This is a genomic window from Candidatus Rickettsia barbarica, assembly GCF_041477405.1.
GTDB lineage: Bacteria > Pseudomonadota > Alphaproteobacteria > Rickettsiales > Rickettsiaceae > Rickettsia > Rickettsia rickettsii.
Window position 1 is genome coordinate 136,082 of the sequence record NZ_JBEWYL010000001.1, and the last position, 15,305, is coordinate 151,386.

A 15,305-nucleotide genomic window follows, 5' to 3' on the forward strand; every position below is an offset into this window, starting at 1 on the left:
ATATGCAGCCATAAAAATGATTGTACACTGAGTAATAAGAAAATCTACAAAATAAAATTGATAAATAAATTTGATGATATTTGAATATCTGCTACTAACTTGCTGTCTAGTTTTCTAATATCATTTACTATATCACCTATATATTTTAACTCTTCATCCGTGTGATCTACATATTTAATATTTAAATCTTCAAAGGTAATAACTTTACCTTCGGCTATTTTATCTATTATTGTATAGTTTTTAATTATAGGTTCTTCATAATTAGCAATAATATAAATTTCCGGATTATATATATCTTTGAAGTTATTTCGCAGCATATTTTTACTGCTTTTACCGTATTTTGATTTAGATAATCAAGCTCTAATATATGAGAATATTGGTAAGTAATAAACTTGCATGATCTATTTTATTAAAAGGAGCAACATACCATGGATATTCACCTTCTTTAATGTCTTTTTGGATAAGAGCAATTATAACATTCTTCTTTTAAAAATGTATCATTAGTATCTGTTAAGGCTAAATTTTAAAATCCTCTATTACCTTGTCTAAATAGCTCTGCCAATCACTAGTGAATAATTCTAGTAATTGCTAAAAAAACTAAAACTAATTTGCATATAATAATATTAAGTTAATTTAAAAACTTTATATGAATCAGGAGTTATTAGAGACAGTTATTGACTAATGTTATCTAAATAATGCTGTAGTTCTTCTAAATTACTTATATTACTTAACTTATATGGATAATTAATTTTCCGGAGCATATTTGTTAGTACGCTTCCTGCCCCTATTTCTACTATATGAGCAATTTCTAATGTGTGAAATAGTTCTAAAGTTTCACGCCATCTAACTCGTCCGCATATCTGAAGCATTAAATTTTGTTTGATTTCTGTAGGATCTAGAGTAGGTTTTGCGGTATAATTTTGGATTATCGGTATCAGAGGTTTATTAATTACAGCTTTATCAAGAGCTACTCGCATTTTTTCTTCTGCCGGCTTCATTAAGCTACAATGAAATGGAGCACTGACTTTCAGCTTTATTGCTTTATAACCTAAATCTTTAATTATACTAATAGCATGATCTATAGCTGTGGTCTTGCCGCTAATAACTATTTGTCCCTCGATGTTATCGTTGGCAATTTGGCATAAATTTATTTTGTTGATCTCTTCTAATATTTCTTCAAGTGTTTGAAGCGGAATATTGATACAAGCCGCCATGCTTCCCTCACCTTCAGGACATGCTTCCTGCATAGATGTACTACGTATATGAAGTAGTTTTGCTGCTGTCTCAAGGTTAATACTTTCGGTGCTACATAAAGCACTATATTCACCTAGCGAATGACCGGCAGCATAATCGCAAAGACTATCCAAACTTTTACCGGTTTCAGCTTTGATAATATTTATTATTGCCATAGATACTGCCATTAATGCCGGTTGTGCGTTAGTGGTTAAGGTAAGTTCTTCAGAAGGTCCATTAAAAATTATATCAGTGAGTTTTCGGTTTAGTACTTCATCAACGATTTGAAAAGTTTCTTTGGCGGGTTTAAAATTATCATAAAAATCTTTTCCCATGCCGATCAATTGCAACCCTTGACCGGGGAAGATAAAAGCTGTTTTCATATTTTGTATTATCGATTGAGTTTATTAATAGATTTTATTAAAATTTTCTAAAATAGTCAAATTATTTTAAGCATTTTAACACTGTTTTTCAATTTTTACGCTATATATAATTTTTACAAAAGTATTAATTTTTCTTAGCTCTATAACTTGATTACTTCCAACTAGTACTATAAATTAAACTAAGAAAATATAAACAAGGAAATTAGTTATGAAGTTAAAAGAATATTTTAAAAAGTTAGAAAGTACAGCTTTTGGTTCGTGGCTTGGCTGCATTTAAAAAATTATTGAGTAAAGAGGCATTAGAAGAGGAAATACTGAATATAAAACTAAAGGAATCTGAAAAGCAAGAGGTTAATAAAAAAGATTTAGTTATTTTATCTAATAATGTTATTGAAATTGGACAAAAAGATACAATAGCGCATGAAATTTCAAGAGTTAACCAATATAAAGAAAATATAGGTTTGGTATTTACTCTAATTACCAATATTCAATTAGAAAAGTTTGCAGAATTTATCTCTAATTTACCGAAAAAACATAGTGAATTTAAGGATTACTTTTGTAGTGAAGAACAAAAAGATGGGTTTTTTAAAGAAGATGCTTATAAAAAAGTTGTTAATAAAGGTAAATTAGTTGAAAAATTCCAAAACTCATATAAATATAATTATGAAAAAATAGAACAAAATGTTCATGAATTACAAGCTTATTTAGATTCATATGAATATAATTGTGGTATTCTTAAATCTGATTTATTAAGGCATGATTATTATCATAATGCATAAATTATTATGCTATCTATTTTAGAAGTAGCGGTTTCAATAAAAATCTTATTAATTTTCTTATGACAATATCTATAAATGCATTTAAATTTAAGATATAGGAGTTAAATTGAAATAAAAAATATTTAAGTTGAAATTCAAATAAATGTTACTACTATTATGTAGTATCTAACTAAATTCTATGAAATTAATGATGTTTGATCAGTTAAATATCTTATATCCTCTGTTAATAAGTATTTTTATTTTTCTTGTTGTAGTTGTTATTTCTAAAATAACAAAGTATAAACAAGCCTTAAAAGAAAAAAATTTAAGTATTATTCCTTATGACCTTTTTTATAAGCATAATGCAGGGATGGTAATTGTTTAACCTCCCTATTTTAATTCTTGCTTTATTTTCAAAGAAACTTTCTAAAATTTTTAACATAAGATGCTATTTAAATATATGTGCGTCTTAATAGTCTATTATATTTAATATAGCAGCTACTAATTGAGAGATTTATCGTAAGTTTGTTTGGCTATTTCATACCAGCAATTTTCAGGAGTGGTAGATTTATTACTAAAACCGCATATAATCAGCCTGTCTTTAGCTCTTGTCATTGCAACGTAGAGTAGTCTTATATATTCTTGCAAATCTTTTAATTTTTCAGCTTCTTTCAGCTCTTGCAAAAACTCAGGAGTATCGGCAGCATTAGCAGAGAAAAACATTTCTCCTTTATCATCCCAAATAAATTTATTGCTGCTTATCGGTAAAGTAGTAGAATCGCATAATATAACAATAGGAGTTTCAAGCCCTTTAGAGCCGTGGACGGTCATTACTCTTATTTTGTCTGAATGCTCTATATCACGTTTAATATAGATATCGTTATTCTCAAACCAAGCAACGAATCCTTGCAGTGAATTATCTATATCATTTGCATAGTTTTTGCTTAATGTTAATAGCTCATTTATCATATCATCACTATCATCATCGTAAAGCTCTCGTAAATTTAGATTATGTACCACTAAATCAAAGAAGTTCTCAACAATAGATATTTTATAAAGTTCAATTAGAGAACCTAACTTATTATATATCTCCTCATGTGAAGAGAGTATATCCCATAAGCTATTCTCACTTTTATTTACAAGAAGTTCGTATAATTGCTGCTCGCTTATTCCAATAATCGGTGATTTTAGTAAACCGGCAAGATTTAAATCATCATCAGGTAGTAACACAAATTTAGCTAATGAAATTAAATCCATTATAGTTAGATTTTCCTTAAGGTTCATTCTATCGCTTACCTCAACTTTAAGCTTAGCTTTGCTAAGTTTTTTGATCAGATTATTACTAAATTCATCTCTCTTTCGGACTAATATCATGAAATCTTTTTCAGATATTCTGTTTGCAGTAGATGGTAAAATTTCTTCGCTTTTTATTTGTTCTTTTATAAAACTTACGATTTTTTCTATGAGTAAATCGGCAGCAGATTTAGAATTTTCATAATCTTCAGGTAGTGCCCAAAAAAGCTCTTCTTGTTTTTCACTCGTCACTAATGGCCAAACCGTTACAGAACCTTGATGTGTACGAAATGAGGATATTAAAGGATTATTCGAAAGGAATAAACCCGGGTAATTGGATTTTATATTTTTTAAAACATTATAAGTAAATTGTAAAATCTCTGTACATGATCTATAAGAATATTCAAGGGTGATATTTTTGAATTTCTTATTAGCATTTGTAAGATTTGCTTTTAGTTGCTCATTTACTAAGTTGAAATTACGAAGATTAGCCCCTTGAAAACTGAAGATCGATTGTTTATCATCGCCGACTATGAAAACACTATTGTTTGGCCTCTCTACAGCATTAAACTCTGTTATTAAAGTAGTAATAATATTCCACTGCGAGGGGCTTGTATCTTGTGCTTCATCGACAAGAATATGATTTATCTCGCTTTCAAGCTTATGCAGCAACCACTTATGAGTAGTTTTATTATTTAGTAATTTCTCGGTGTAGTAAATTAAATCGTCGTAATCGAGTAAATTATTTTCTTCCTTATATGAATCGTATTTTTTTAAAATAATATGTGCAAGTTTAGTAAGTAAGTTCGTATGATATTCTAGTTCTTCTATGCGACGCAGCTCATCTAATCGGTAAATTTCAGAGGTAATGTTTTCTAGCTCTAGTAATAATGTAGGATATTTCCTTATTAATTCTTTCGATAAAAGGCTTTTTCGTTTTTTCCCATCTTTGGTAAAAAAAATTTCTTTCGGTGCTATCTCCACATCATACTCGGCAAATAAGTTTTTTACCTTATCGTAAATATTATTTAATTCCCCTAACGCTAATCTTTTATTAGATATTTCTTTGGGAATTTGCTTATTTATAAATAACTTTCTGAATTTAATTTTCTGCTCGATTATCTCGGTAAAAATATCTTGCAGAGTTATTTCATGAAATCGGTTAAGTAAAATTTTCATTAAGTCATTATGTTCATCACTTAAGTAAATTTCGTTTCTGATATTTAGGAAGATATCTTGTAATTTAGTTTCTTCAAGGATTTTAAATTCTGGTGTTATGCCGGCTTCTAATGGAAAAGTGTTAAGGATTTTTTGACAAAAAGCATGTATTGTATAGATATTGAAAAGCTTATTGCTATTTAGTATTTTATCATATAAAGTTTTTGCGTTTTCTGTGTCTTGCGGCGATGGCTTATTGCCGCTCATTAAGAAAAGTGCTTCTTCTAGTTTCTCGGCGTTGCAAAGAGAAAGATATTTAAGTCTGCTATTAATCCTTACTTGCATCTCTATAGCTGCAGCATTAGTAAAAGTAAGGCATAAAATATTGGAAGGCTCTACGCCCGTTATTAACAGACGTAAAAATCGATCGGTTAGGATTTTGGTTTTACCGGTACCGGCAGATGCCGATACCCAAACGGAGTAATTAGGATCGGATGCTTCTCTTTGTAAGTCACTCATTTATGTATCGATTTTCTACTGTTACCCTGTGGCTTGACCACGGGGCCCAGTCTTTTTAATTATTTTTCTGGATCCCGCTACAAGCTCGCGGGATGACATCCACAGCCATATAACGACGCCGATAAATTACATATATTACGATTAAAGAAATAGCAAGTCCAAACCAAGTTAGGGCGTATTCTAAATGGTCATTTCTGATTGCTGCTAAATGATTTATTACAAGAGGTAATAAAATATCTAGATTGCTAATATCTTTTCCTTCCGCAATAATATAAAAATTCTCAAGATCTAAGCCTAACACTTTGGATGTTTCTTTTAAATTTAGCGTTAGCCACACATTATTTTTTATATCGTTAGCAGGTAAGTAGATACGAGTTTTTTCTGATGGCATGGTAACACCGATAATCTCGTGCTGCCGGTCGTTTTTAGCTTGCGTGATAATATTTTTATTGCGATTACTGAACCAACCTCGTGCTACTAAAATAACTTTATCTTCTATGGTTTTAAAAGGAGTAACTAAATAATATCCGTCTTTTTCACTCGACATTGACCTTCTACCGTATAAATATATGTCTTTATTAGGCAAAAATTGACCGGTAATTTTTACTTTGTGATAAGGTAAACCGTCTTGAATTTCTGCTAAATTAATTGCAGGTGAGGTTAGGTTAGCTTGCATTGAAGCTAAAAATAATTTCTTTTCTTTTAAACGACTAAGCTGCCAAAAGCCTAAAGAGATAAGTATTGTAAAGGTTATAAATACAAGAAAATTTGTTTTCATAGATAAGGGGATTGTTGATAATCGTCATTGCGAGGAGAGGCAAAGCCTCGACATGACAATCTCAGGAATTTTATATTATTTCCTGAGATTGTCATGTCGAGGCTTTGCCTCTCCTCGCAATGACGTTTTACTAAGCAGTTTTTAAAATTCTACTGAGAAACTCTTTATGTTTTTGCAGCTCTTCTTTTGTAGGTTTAATAACAATAGTAGTTTGCTCTGTTTTGTTATTTACTTGATTAGTTGCTAAATTATTTATTACGGCAGATTTATCAACCATTTTAAAGGCGGATTGTCTACCGCCCATTAACTCTACATATACTTCTGCAAGTAATGCGGCATCTTTCAAAGCTCCGTGAAGCTGCCTACCTGAAGTATCAACTTTAAATCTTTTACATAATGCATCAAGATTATATTTTGAGCCTGGAAATATGCTTCTAGCCATTACTAAAGTATCAATAGTATTTGCTAGTTCCAAGAGTTTAATGTCGGTTCTTTTTAATAATGATAATTCGTGATTTAGAAATTTAATATCGAAAGGAGCATTATGAATAATCAGTTTGCTATCTGAAATAAACTCTAAAAAATCATCGGCTATTGTATGAAATAGAGGCTTGTCTTTTAAAAATTCGCCGGATATGCCATGAATTCTATAAGCCTCAAACGGCATATCTCGCTCAGGATTAATATAAAAATGAAAATTCCTGCCTGTTAATACCTTATTTACCATCTCAATAGCACCGATCTCAACGATTCGATGACCTTGTCGTGGGTCAAGTCCCGTAGTCTCGGTATCTAAAATTATTTCTCTTAAACGCGCCATTCCAAATCCTTTATTAGCTTCGCTATTTGTTTTTCCAAGTCTAACATATCAACGCCGCTATTTATAGCAAAATCTGCTTTTGCTATTTTGCTTTCTTGTGATAGTTGAATTTCTTTGATTTTATTATAAATTTCTATATCAAACGAAGATCTCGTTATTGCTCTTTGCATTCTTATTGCTTCAGAGCAGTATATTGTTACGACAAAATCAAAATATTTCTCAAATTTAGCTTCATAAAGCAGCGGTATTTCGGCAAAGCCAAATTTGGAATTAGCATTTTCTTTTTTAAATAAAATGAGTTTATCTATTAGTAAGGGGTAAATAAAATTTTGTAGTTTTTCTCTAGCTAGGTCGTTATTGTAAATTAAATTACTGATTTTTCTAATATTGAAAGACTCAAGTTCAGGTAGTAATTTTAAAATCTGAGTTTGCAAAACTACATCTTGATATAATTCTTTTATGCATCTATCGGCACAAAAAGTTTTATATCCTTTTTCTGTTAAATAATCCAACATAAAAGTTTTACCCGATGCATAGCTACCGGTAATACCTATTGCTAACATTTTGTTATAAAAATTTTATGTTCATTAGCGAGTTTTATAGTTAATTCCTCTTCGACTATAATTACGTTATTTTTTTGAATCGCTACCCCTTTGTAATTATATTTAGCAAGATTCTTTATAGTATTAGGACCGATCGTCGGCATATCTAGTCTATTATCTTGACCTAATTTCGCTATTTTTACTAATACTCCTCCATGAGGATTTTTACGTAAATCTGCACATCTCATTATTAAATTATCCGTTCCTTCGGCAGCCTCTATACCAAGTATATAGCCACTTTCAACTATAACCGATTGTGCGATATCGAATGCACTTAGATGATTCAATAATTTTATTCCAAGCTCAATATCATTTTTATCTGAACTTATAGGGTTAGTATTGGTTATAATATTGGAGTTACCTTGTTGATTTTTATATATTTCATTACTTGAAATGACCTTGAAACCGTAACTTTCAAAAAAATCCGCTACTATTTTTAGCAAACTATCATCTCCTCGAATTTTTTGCCCAACTATTTTGAAAAGCAATAAACCGCCTATTTTATCTACGGCTAAATTTTTAAAATTCGGTCTATTAACTCCACCGATAAAAATAATATTTTTTACCTTATGCTCCTTAAAATATTTTATAGCTTCCCCGACCATACCGATTTTTAAAATCTTATATTCAAAATCTTTAATTTGCTCTATATCAGCTTCGTCTTTAATTGCTGCGATATAGCAATTACCACCTTGCTTTGTATAATTACCTGTTATTAAGTAAGGTAATGAACCTCTGCCGGCGATAATTCCAAGATTTGGTAGCATAATTAAGTTTTTAATTTAGAATTCTAACCAATTTATTATAAGTCCATTTTTAATATAAATCTAGAATTCATTTATATTAAAAATGGACTTATAATTTGACCTTTACATTTTAATCAAATTAAGGCATAATATTTGGTGCTAATATAGCTATAGTAATAAACGTAATTTAGAATAGAGGTTGCGGACTCGGGGGCAGTACCCGACGCCTCCACCAAAACTTTCTAAATAACTTGCTCCTAAAGGTAATTTGTACGTCGATCCGGTATTCGAATCCTCACGTTACTTGCGTGTACCCTGCGGTTCTGTGTTCCGTGTTGCCTTCAAATTTCTCTTTATTAGCTACGTCATTTAGAAAAGTTTAAATATGTAATAACTCTTAAAGAGTAGACAATACGAAGTTCATCGAGTATTTTTGGGGGGCGAAATAGGATCGACGTGCCTAATAAAAAGATTGCTTTTACTCGGGATGATTCCGCCGATGGCTTGTGCCATGTGGGTCAAAACAAAGAAACGCAAACGATAATAATCGTTCTGTAGGTCATTTAGCTTTAGCAGCTTAATCCTACGCGGCTGGAGGGTGTGCCGGGCAACAGAACAACCCTCACTTATACTTGTTTAATTTGAACAATTGGCATTGCCTAAAAATGCTTGATCTTGTCATTGCAGGCGAACGTAGAGAATGTGGCAATCTCATAAAGTAGGACTCCTGAGATTGTTTCGTCAAAACTTACAGTTTTTCCTTGCAATGACTTAAACTGTTCAAATTAAATTTCGTTGACTTATTTTTATTTATTGTTCTCGTATGAATATTGAATATAAAAAATTTGTGCATGAATATATGCTAGAATTTGTGAAAAAAATTCTAACAAAAATTCAGCATGAAAATTTATATTGGGATCAGTTAATATACATATCGTACAGAACCGATAACCCTGCAGTAATTTTACCTTCAAAAGTTAAACAGGCATATCCGAAACAGATAACAATAGTACTGCAATATCAGTTTGAAAATTTAATAGTAAATGGTACGGGCTTTTCTTTAACGGTAAGTTTTGACGGTGTTAAAGAAATAATTTACGTACCTTTTGATGCACTTATTAGCTTTGTTGATTCCAATAATAATTACAGTCTCACTTTTAATCAGTCGTTAAATATACATGAAAATTCTCAACATGAAGAGGCAATAAGTAATAATAAAAGTGATCAGACTTCATCATCTTCAAGTCCAAATGTTATAATGTTAGATAAGTTTCGTAATTCTTCTAAACCTAGTTAATGCATATTATGGATTCAAAAGTAGTGATATATACTGATGGTGCATGTGCAGGTAATCCAGGTCCCGGAGGGTGGGGAGCTTTGCTTCAATTTCATGATACTAGCAAAGAAGTATTTGGGTATGAGTTAGATACGACTAATAATCGTATGGAAATTACGGCAGCACTTGAAGCCTTGAGGATTTTAAAAAAATCTTGTAATATTGAGATTTATACCGATAGTAAATATTTGCAACAAGGAATTACCGCTTGGATTCATAATTGGATAAAAAATAATTGGTGTAAAAGCAACAATGAACCCGTTAAAAATGCCGATTTATGGCAAAAATTATACGCAGAATTGAGTAAACATACTATTATTTGGAAATGGGTAAAAGGTCATGCAAATAATAGCGGTAATATTGTTGCCGATAAACTTGCAGTGCAAGGAAGAGAAACTGCTATAGAAATTTTAAAATGTCGTGGATAGATAAGTGTTTTATTACTTTTTTTCACAAAAAAGTAGGAGAAGATGAGCTTTTGAATCAATATTATGAAAGCCGTAATATTAATTATTTAGGGCGTCCAAGGAGGTTTGTTATTTATAAAAATGTAAATGAACCTACAAAAATTCCGCCAAGTTGGCACGCTTGGTTACATCATTTAGTAAATGAGATACCAAAAAATATTCAGCTTTTTCCATGGCAAAAGAATAATAAAATAGTTAAAAAGCTGCCTAAAACATCAAATCTTAAATATAATAGATGGCAACCGTAATTAATTAATAAAATATAAACAACAATGCAACAGAACATTATTGAAACAATTATAGGCTTTGTAGTATTAATTATTGCTTTGCTATTTTTGATTTTTGCCTACAAAACAGGTAGTTCTATAACTAGCTCAAAAGGATATCAGGTAACTGCTCATTTCCAAAGTGTGGAAGGGATAGCAGTTGGAAGCGACGTAATGATTTCAGGTATAAAAATCGGTAGTGTAAAGCAAATTACTTTAGATCCAAATAGTTTTGATGCAAGTGTATATCTAAATATTAATGATGATGTTAAAATACCTAAAGATTCTAAAGCCCAAGTAGTCACCAGCGGGTTACTTGGAGGTAAATATATTTCAATTGTACCGGGTAATGACGATGAAAATTTAGCGGCTAATGAAGAGATAAAATATACTCAATCAGCAATTAATATTGAGTCATTAATTAATAAAATTGTTTCTTCATTCGGTAGTAAGTAGAAGTAATACGAAATAAAAAATCATTAAATTTAGCCGAATCTAGTTTAGATTCGGTTTTTTTATTGTTTAAGCTATTGTAAAGTTCTTATAAGAGGAGCATCGTATAAGTTTTGTAGACAAAATAATTTGCTTAACAAAATGTAAACTAATAAGGGAGTAAATTATGAAAGAATCAAATTCAAACTCTGCTAAAGCAGATGTCGAAGGTATCAAGAAAGATATTGAAAGCTTAGTGTCAAGATTACGTAATTTAAAAGGTAATCCAGAGATATTCTAGATGAGCAGTTAGGTAATTTATCATCCCGTTATGGAACATTATAAAGATAAAGGAATGGATAAAGGTAAAGCTAATGTAGCGGATTTATGTGAGTTGACACGTGACCACCCTTTGCGGAATCTCGCTTACGCTTTTGGTGCAGGTGTATTGCTCGCTATTCTTATGAAATAAGTAATTCCATGTTAAAATCTCTAATATATTAATTATTAAAAAGTAGCATTAAGCAAGAAGAGAAATCTTATGGCAAACCATTTGTCTATTTTTTTAATATTCTAGGTTTAGTTTTAATAATTATTGCTAATTATTGTTATTGTTCGGATAGTCTGGAATTTTATTTTCTTATGCAAAGCGGAATAATTCCTATTATATCTTCTATGGTTATTGAAGCTGTTAGATGTTATTTAAAATACAAAAATAGATATCGTACTTTAGATTGTTTAAGATCAAAAAGTAGAGAGTTAGTAGAGAGCATCAGTACGTCGTTTACTGACTTAGTCTCAACTAAGACCTTAATAAGATATTTACCTACGATAATTCGCTATGTTCCAAGTACCGTACTGACATTTTTAGTATGTACTTATATTAAAAGAAAATTCTTAAAAAATGTTACATATCCACTTTTAGGTAAGTAGTAATTTATCTCTCGGTTTAGGTAACTCTAAACCGAGCTTTAAATAACTCTGTCTTACTTAAAAATATAGTTTCAATATTAAGCTCTTGATACCGAATTTGGTAAGATTCGCTTATACGACTTCGTTAAGCTCACTCTTAAATTTGTTATTTGAGTGTCTAATTTTGTTTTTGGGCAATCTACATTATCTTAGCCAAGTGTATGAAAGTGTTTAAGCTTTCTTCGTCGTCTTTGGTCATTATATAATGCACTTTGACATATATAAGCATTTGATGTGTTTTGTCCGATATTTTATTTTTCTCTAAAAACGCATATGATTTATATTGTTATGTTCATCTTGTATACTAAACACTTTATTTACTGTAACTGATTTATCGGATTTTGATATAAAATCATCAATAAAATAGTTTAAAGAATCTCTAAATAATTCGCTTAATTGCTTATCATTTTCAAGTTCTTCATATGATAACGATCTTGCGGTTTTCAACTTAAAATATGATTTAATCATTTCAAGAGCAGAATATCTATCGCAGTTATTATTAAGAATTTTATATAACATTTTTTTATCAAAATATGCAGGTATTATTTTTAAATCCTTATTAATAATTTGTTGTTTGTAATAAGATAATTGACGCATAAACACGATAAAAGTAGCTGTAAGACCTGCAACTAAGATAGAGTATAAATTTAGTGATTGAAAAAGCATATTTTGAATATATTTAATTATAACTACCAATGATAGTATAGTATTTTTTGCTGTTCAATCTAAACATGAACCATTATTACTGTACATTATTTATTTTTTCTTTCAATTAGTTTATTTATCACATATCTATCCATGCTAATAAAATAAAGTAAATTTAAAGTACTAATTGTTAGCTTGTTTCTTGCTTTTAACATTACTATTTGCTGGGGAATACAGTTAAATCTATATAATTACAACTATAAAAAACATCGCAATATATTATAACTGTTTTCTATCAATTCACAGCATATATTAAGTTGCGCTTCCTTTTCTTATTTATCGTGTAAAGTTGAAATTTTCTATTGACTTTTATATAAAACAGTATAAATTTCTTTACAATTTAATTTTTTGTAAAGAATTTATGCTAGGCTATGAAAAAGAACAGAGAAGTTTAACAAACGAGCAAAAAGCAGCCACGGGAATTTTATCTACAGCTACTTTGCTTGAGTATTTTGATTTAATGTTGTACGTCCATTTAGCAGTATAAATGAATTGTTCTTTCCTAAATATGATGCGAGTGTGCAGCTGCTCTTCTCTCTGCCTTTACCTTTTGTTCTACCTTTATATTTAGACCACTAGGAGCATATGTTTTTGGTCGAATAGGTGATATATAAATTAGGGCGAAAATCTACTATTATTATCTACCTTAATGTCTTTGTCCTGTATAATTATGGCAAATGCTCCTACTTATTATGAGCAAGTAGGTTATTTTGCTGCTGTATTAATCACAATTTGCCGTGCAATTCAAGGTATAGCTTCTGTAGGTGAAATAGTAGTAGCAGAACTTTATTTAACTGAAATTACAAAACCACCTATACAATATCCCGTAGTTTCTTTTATCGCCGTAGCATCAGTAATTGGGACAACTGTAGCTTTAGCTATAGTATCTTTAGTTACTACTCAAGGATTTAATTGGCGTCTTGCCGTTTGGATAGATGCAATTATTGCAGTTGTGAGAGGTTACGCTAAAGCTCATCTTAGAGAAACGCCTGATTTTGTAGATGCAAGTGCTAGACTTTTACAAAAATATGAAAAAGCAAATATCGACAAAAAAGAATTAAAAAACGATGAGATTTTTTACCAAAAACCTAATAAGAAGACAACTATATATTTTTTCATAATGGTTGTGCTTGGCCCATATTTTCTACTATACTTATATTACTTGTGGTGAAGTTTTAAAGAATGCATTTGGATATAGTGCAGCTCAGGTTATTCATCATAATTTTGTTATTTCAATGTTCTACCTAGCTAGTATGTCTTTAATATGTTTTCTAAGTTATAAAATATATCCTTTAAAAATTCTTAGAGTAAAATTAGCTTTACTCTTATATTTATTCTATTTGCACCATACCTTTTAAAAAGTACAACTACACCTTTCCAGCTTCTGTTAATTCAAATAGGTTTGATAATATGTTCATTTGATACTGTTCCTGCTGTTTCAATCTTTTTTAGGCTCCGGTTTTTCAACGCTTTACAGTAGTATGATATATGCTGTTTCTAGAGTCTTAATGTGTATAATTACTTCGTTTGGAATTATATATTTAACAAAATATTGGGGTCAATATGGTTTGTTTGTTGTGATGGTTCCATTACTTATAATTTGTATGTTTGGTCTAAATCATTTTCAAAAGTTGGAAAAAGAAACAGGTTATTCATAGTGAATAATGATATTTATTTTTGTTGAGAAAATTTATCTTTGTATAAAAACCTATAGCAAATTTCATTAAACTTTTCTTCAATTTCATAACACTCTAAATGTATAGCAACAACTAGAAACTTCTTAAATGTTTCCACAATGATCTGCTTCGCTTTTTCAGGTGATTTAGCTGCTAATATTTGTACATTATGAATACGAAAATAATTTTATAAGTGCGGTATCCTATCTTTTTTGCTTAATTAAAATAGGTTTAAGCTTTCCTCGACACTGATTTGTCTGTGAGGTTTAATGCTAGTTAAACCTTCTACATGTTTTGCTATTTCTTTACCAAAAATTTCGATGATCAGCTTTTCAGTAAGTTCTGTATCCTCAATAGTATAGTGGAAGTAGAGCAGCATTTATCATATTATAAGTAAAAAGCTTAGGTGCTTCGTCTGCTACAAACTTTGCAAGCATAATCGCTACTTCGATCGGGTGCGAATAATACGGATCACCTGACTGACGCATTTGTGAACCATGATATTTACGAGTGTAGTAGATACCTGTTTTAACTTCCTCTATATCAACAGGATTTTTTACTTTAGTGTTTAAATATTCGAGTTTATCAACTAGCTTTTTAGCGTAAACACAAATTTCAAACTTTTCTTTCCAAGATTTTATATCTTCCATAAAAGTTATTTTATTTATATTAATAATAGTTGATTACAATTAAAGCAAAAGTGTAAAAATTGTAATAACAAATAATTTTTTAACTTTAAATAGATTAATAGTTTTTGGTTACATTGTATTTAAACAATTTCATTTTGTGTTATTATTTATTTTTGCTTCTTGTTCTTGCTGTAATTTATACCCTGCTGCTTTTTCTTCTATATAGTTAAAAAAGAAATAACAAAAAGTTAAAAAACTAGTGAGAATAATAGCAAATGTTATTAATATTAACTTAAGCTCTTTCCTTGCATTGTGAGCTTTTAAACGCTTTTCCTCCTCTTCATCTATTATTCACTCAAAGGTTAAAGTTTCTGCTTCTTTATTTTCCATATTTTAACTCTTATAAATTAAATTATGAATGACAGAGTTTAATTATCATTTTTAAGAAAAGTAATCTATAAAGTAATTAAAATAAGTCAATGACTATAATTATTTAGAGTTGAAAAGATTATCATTACGCGGGAATGACATC

19 protein-coding genes, 1 other RNA gene and 1 pseudogene are annotated in these 15,305 nt (G+C 30.0%); 11 read left to right on the forward strand and 10 right to left on the reverse strand.

Going from position 1 to position 15,305, the window contains the following annotated elements; genetic code table 11:
* Nucleotides 1-44: 44 nt before the first annotated feature.
* Together ABVF33_RS00775 and fabD are read right to left on the reverse strand one after the other, a co-directional pair.
* Nucleotides 45-317 carry a hypothetical protein gene (locus ABVF33_RS00775; protein ID WP_014419929.1) on the reverse strand — a complete coding sequence of 91 codons (273 nt, stop codon included), beginning with the start codon at nt 315-317 and terminating at the stop codon, nt 45-47.
* Nucleotides 318-671: 354 nt separating this feature from the next.
* Nucleotides 672-1,616: an ACP S-malonyltransferase gene (fabD, locus tag ABVF33_RS00780; RefSeq protein WP_499705881.1), complete on the reverse strand. Its 945-nt coding sequence runs from the start codon at nt 1,614-1,616 to the stop codon at nt 672-674.
* A gap of 284 nt (nt 1,617-1,900) precedes the next feature.
* Between fabD and ABVF33_RS00785 the strand changes: the two genes are divergently transcribed.
* Nucleotides 1,901-2,395, forward strand: a complete 495-nt coding sequence (locus tag ABVF33_RS00785; protein ID WP_499705882.1) for a hypothetical protein — start codon at nt 1,901-1,903, stop codon at nt 2,393-2,395.
* A gap of 187 nt (nt 2,396-2,582) precedes the next feature.
* The gene (locus ABVF33_RS00790; RefSeq protein ID WP_499706137.1) at nt 2,583-2,759 is read left to right on the forward strand and encodes a hypothetical protein; all 177 of its coding nucleotides are present in this window, start codon (nt 2,583-2,585) and stop codon (nt 2,757-2,759) included.
* 116 nt (nt 2,760-2,875) lie between these two features.
* Here the strand turns inward: ABVF33_RS00790 and ABVF33_RS00795 are convergent, their stop codons facing one another.
* The 5 genes from ABVF33_RS00795 to ABVF33_RS00815 all read right to left on the reverse strand — a co-directional run bounded on the left by ABVF33_RS00795 (nt 2,876) and on the right by ABVF33_RS00815 (nt 8,311).
* Nucleotides 2,876-5,344 carry a UvrD-helicase domain-containing protein gene (locus ABVF33_RS00795; RefSeq protein WP_499705883.1) on the reverse strand — a complete coding sequence of 823 codons (2,469 nt, stop codon included), beginning with the start codon at nt 5,342-5,344 and terminating at the stop codon, nt 2,876-2,878.
* A gap of 55 nt (nt 5,345-5,399) precedes the next feature.
* On the reverse strand, nt 5,400-6,122 hold the full coding sequence (locus tag ABVF33_RS00800; protein WP_499705884.1) for an SURF1 family protein: 723 nt from the start codon (nt 6,120-6,122) through the stop codon (nt 5,400-5,402).
* A gap of 130 nt (nt 6,123-6,252) precedes the next feature.
* Nucleotides 6,253-6,942 carry a DNA polymerase III subunit epsilon gene (gene dnaQ, locus ABVF33_RS00805; protein WP_499705885.1) on the reverse strand — a complete coding sequence of 230 codons (690 nt, stop codon included), beginning with the start codon at nt 6,940-6,942 and terminating at the stop codon, nt 6,253-6,255.
* The gene (gene coaE, locus ABVF33_RS00810; protein WP_499705886.1) at nt 6,930-7,505 is read right to left on the reverse strand and encodes a dephospho-CoA kinase; all 576 of its coding nucleotides are present in this window, start codon (nt 7,503-7,505) and stop codon (nt 6,930-6,932) included. The genes dnaQ and coaE overlap by 13 nt, the downstream gene beginning before the upstream one ends.
* The gene (locus ABVF33_RS00815) at nt 7,499-8,311 is read right to left on the reverse strand and encodes an LpxI family protein (RefSeq protein ID WP_499705887.1); all 813 of its coding nucleotides are present in this window, start codon (nt 8,309-8,311) and stop codon (nt 7,499-7,501) included. The genes coaE and ABVF33_RS00815 overlap by 7 nt, the downstream gene beginning before the upstream one ends.
* Before the next feature lie 97 nt (nt 8,312-8,408).
* On the opposite strand from ABVF33_RS00815, the gene ssrA reads away from it, so the two are divergent.
* From ssrA to ABVF33_RS00850, 7 genes are all read left to right on the forward strand, one after another.
* Nucleotides 8,409-8,917: a transfer-messenger RNA gene (gene ssrA, locus ABVF33_RS00820) on the forward strand.
* A 196-nt stretch (nt 8,918-9,113) separates the two neighbouring features.
* Nucleotides 9,114-9,587, forward strand: a complete 474-nt coding sequence (locus ABVF33_RS00825; RefSeq protein ID WP_499705888.1) for a ClpXP protease specificity-enhancing factor SspB — start codon at nt 9,114-9,116, stop codon at nt 9,585-9,587.
* Complete coding sequence (gene rnhA, locus ABVF33_RS00830) at nt 9,587-10,054, forward strand: ribonuclease HI (RefSeq protein ID WP_499705889.1); 468 nt, start codon at nt 9,587-9,589, stop codon at nt 10,052-10,054. The genes ABVF33_RS00825 and rnhA overlap by 1 nt, the downstream gene beginning before the upstream one ends.
* Nucleotides 10,042-10,341, forward strand: coding sequence for an NADH-ubiquinone oxidoreductase subunit NDUFA12 family protein (locus ABVF33_RS00835; RefSeq protein WP_499705890.1), 300 nt, complete (start codon nt 10,042-10,044; stop codon nt 10,339-10,341). The genes rnhA and ABVF33_RS00835 overlap by 13 nt, the downstream gene beginning before the upstream one ends.
* Before the next feature lie 24 nt (nt 10,342-10,365).
* Nucleotides 10,366-10,815, forward strand: a complete 450-nt coding sequence (gene mlaD / locus ABVF33_RS00840) for an outer membrane lipid asymmetry maintenance protein MlaD (protein ID WP_499705891.1) — start codon at nt 10,366-10,368, stop codon at nt 10,813-10,815.
* A 307-nt stretch (nt 10,816-11,122) separates the two neighbouring features.
* On the forward strand, nt 11,123-11,263 hold the full coding sequence (locus ABVF33_RS00845; protein ID WP_012719977.1) for a hypothetical protein: 141 nt from the start codon (nt 11,123-11,125) through the stop codon (nt 11,261-11,263).
* A gap of 47 nt (nt 11,264-11,310) precedes the next feature.
* On the forward strand, nt 11,311-11,724 hold the full coding sequence (locus tag ABVF33_RS00850) for a hypothetical protein (protein ID WP_499706121.1): 414 nt from the start codon (nt 11,311-11,313) through the stop codon (nt 11,722-11,724).
* A gap of 178 nt (nt 11,725-11,902) precedes the next feature.
* Here ABVF33_RS00850 and ABVF33_RS00855 read toward each other — a convergent pair.
* Nucleotides 11,903-12,459: pseudogene (locus ABVF33_RS00855) on the reverse strand (hypothetical protein).
* 370 nt (nt 12,460-12,829) lie between these two features.
* On the opposite strand from ABVF33_RS00855, the gene ABVF33_RS00860 reads away from it, so the two are divergent.
* Nucleotides 12,830-12,955, forward strand: coding sequence for a proline/betaine transporter (locus tag ABVF33_RS00860; protein WP_499705892.1), 126 nt, complete (start codon nt 12,830-12,832; stop codon nt 12,953-12,955).
* Nucleotides 12,956-13,117: 162 nt separating this feature from the next.
* The gene (locus tag ABVF33_RS00865) at nt 13,118-13,639 is read left to right on the forward strand and encodes an MFS transporter (protein WP_499705893.1); all 522 of its coding nucleotides are present in this window, start codon (nt 13,118-13,120) and stop codon (nt 13,637-13,639) included.
* An 855-nt stretch (nt 13,640-14,494) separates the two neighbouring features.
* On the opposite strand, the gene ABVF33_RS00870 is transcribed toward ABVF33_RS00865, so the two are convergent.
* Nucleotides 14,495-14,794, reverse strand: coding sequence for a bifunctional (p)ppGpp synthetase/guanosine-3',5'-bis(diphosphate) 3'-pyrophosphohydrolase (locus ABVF33_RS00870; protein ID WP_499705894.1), 300 nt, complete (start codon nt 14,792-14,794; stop codon nt 14,495-14,497).
* Nucleotides 14,795-14,923: 129 nt separating this feature from the next.
* Entirely contained in the window at nt 14,924-15,124 is a 201-nt protein-coding gene (locus ABVF33_RS00875) for an RP671a family tick cell line-upregulated protein (protein WP_233417769.1), read from the reverse strand.
* Nucleotides 15,125-15,305 lie beyond the last annotated feature (181 nt).

Excerpts from the sequence above, each read along its gene's own strand:
- ABVF33_RS00775 (WP_014419929.1), bottom strand. The coding sequence starts at position 317 with ATGCTGCGAAATAACTTCAAAGATATATATAATCCGGAAATTTATATT.
- fabD (WP_499705881.1), bottom strand. The coding sequence starts at position 1,616 with ATGAAAACAGCTTTTATCTTCCCCGGTCAAGGGTTGCAATTGATCGGC.
- ABVF33_RS00790 (WP_499706137.1), top strand. The coding sequence starts at position 2,583 with ATGATGTTTGATCAGTTAAATATCTTATATCCTCTGTTAATAAGTATT.
- ABVF33_RS00795 (WP_499705883.1), bottom strand. The coding sequence starts at position 5,344 with ATGAGTGACTTACAAAGAGAAGCATCCGATCCTAATTACTCCGTTTGG.
- ABVF33_RS00800 (WP_499705884.1), bottom strand. The coding sequence starts at position 6,122 with ATGAAAACAAATTTTCTTGTATTTATAACCTTTACAATACTTATCTCT.
- dnaQ (WP_499705885.1), bottom strand. The coding sequence starts at position 6,942 with ATGGCGCGTTTAAGAGAAATAATTTTAGATACCGAGACTACGGGACTT.
- coaE (WP_499705886.1), bottom strand. The coding sequence starts at position 7,505 with ATGTTAGCAATAGGTATTACCGGTAGCTATGCATCGGGTAAAACTTTT.
- ABVF33_RS00815 (WP_499705887.1), bottom strand. The coding sequence starts at position 8,311 with ATGCTACCAAATCTTGGAATTATCGCCGGCAGAGGTTCATTACCTTAC.
- ABVF33_RS00825 (WP_499705888.1), top strand. The coding sequence starts at position 9,114 with ATGAATATTGAATATAAAAAATTTGTGCATGAATATATGCTAGAATTT.
- rnhA (WP_499705889.1), top strand. The coding sequence starts at position 9,587 with ATGCATATTATGGATTCAAAAGTAGTGATATATACTGATGGTGCATGT.
- ABVF33_RS00835 (WP_499705890.1), top strand. The coding sequence starts at position 10,042 with ATGTCGTGGATAGATAAGTGTTTTATTACTTTTTTTCACAAAAAAGTA.
- mlaD (WP_499705891.1), top strand. The coding sequence starts at position 10,366 with ATGCAACAGAACATTATTGAAACAATTATAGGCTTTGTAGTATTAATT.
- ABVF33_RS00845 (WP_012719977.1), top strand. The coding sequence starts at position 11,123 with ATGGAACATTATAAAGATAAAGGAATGGATAAAGGTAAAGCTAATGTA.
- ABVF33_RS00860 (WP_499705892.1), top strand. The coding sequence starts at position 12,830 with ATGCTAGGCTATGAAAAAGAACAGAGAAGTTTAACAAACGAGCAAAAA.
- ABVF33_RS00865 (WP_499705893.1), top strand. The coding sequence starts at position 13,118 with ATGTCTTTGTCCTGTATAATTATGGCAAATGCTCCTACTTATTATGAG.
- ABVF33_RS00870 (WP_499705894.1), bottom strand. The coding sequence starts at position 14,794 with ATGGAAGATATAAAATCTTGGAAAGAAAAGTTTGAAATTTGTGTTTAC.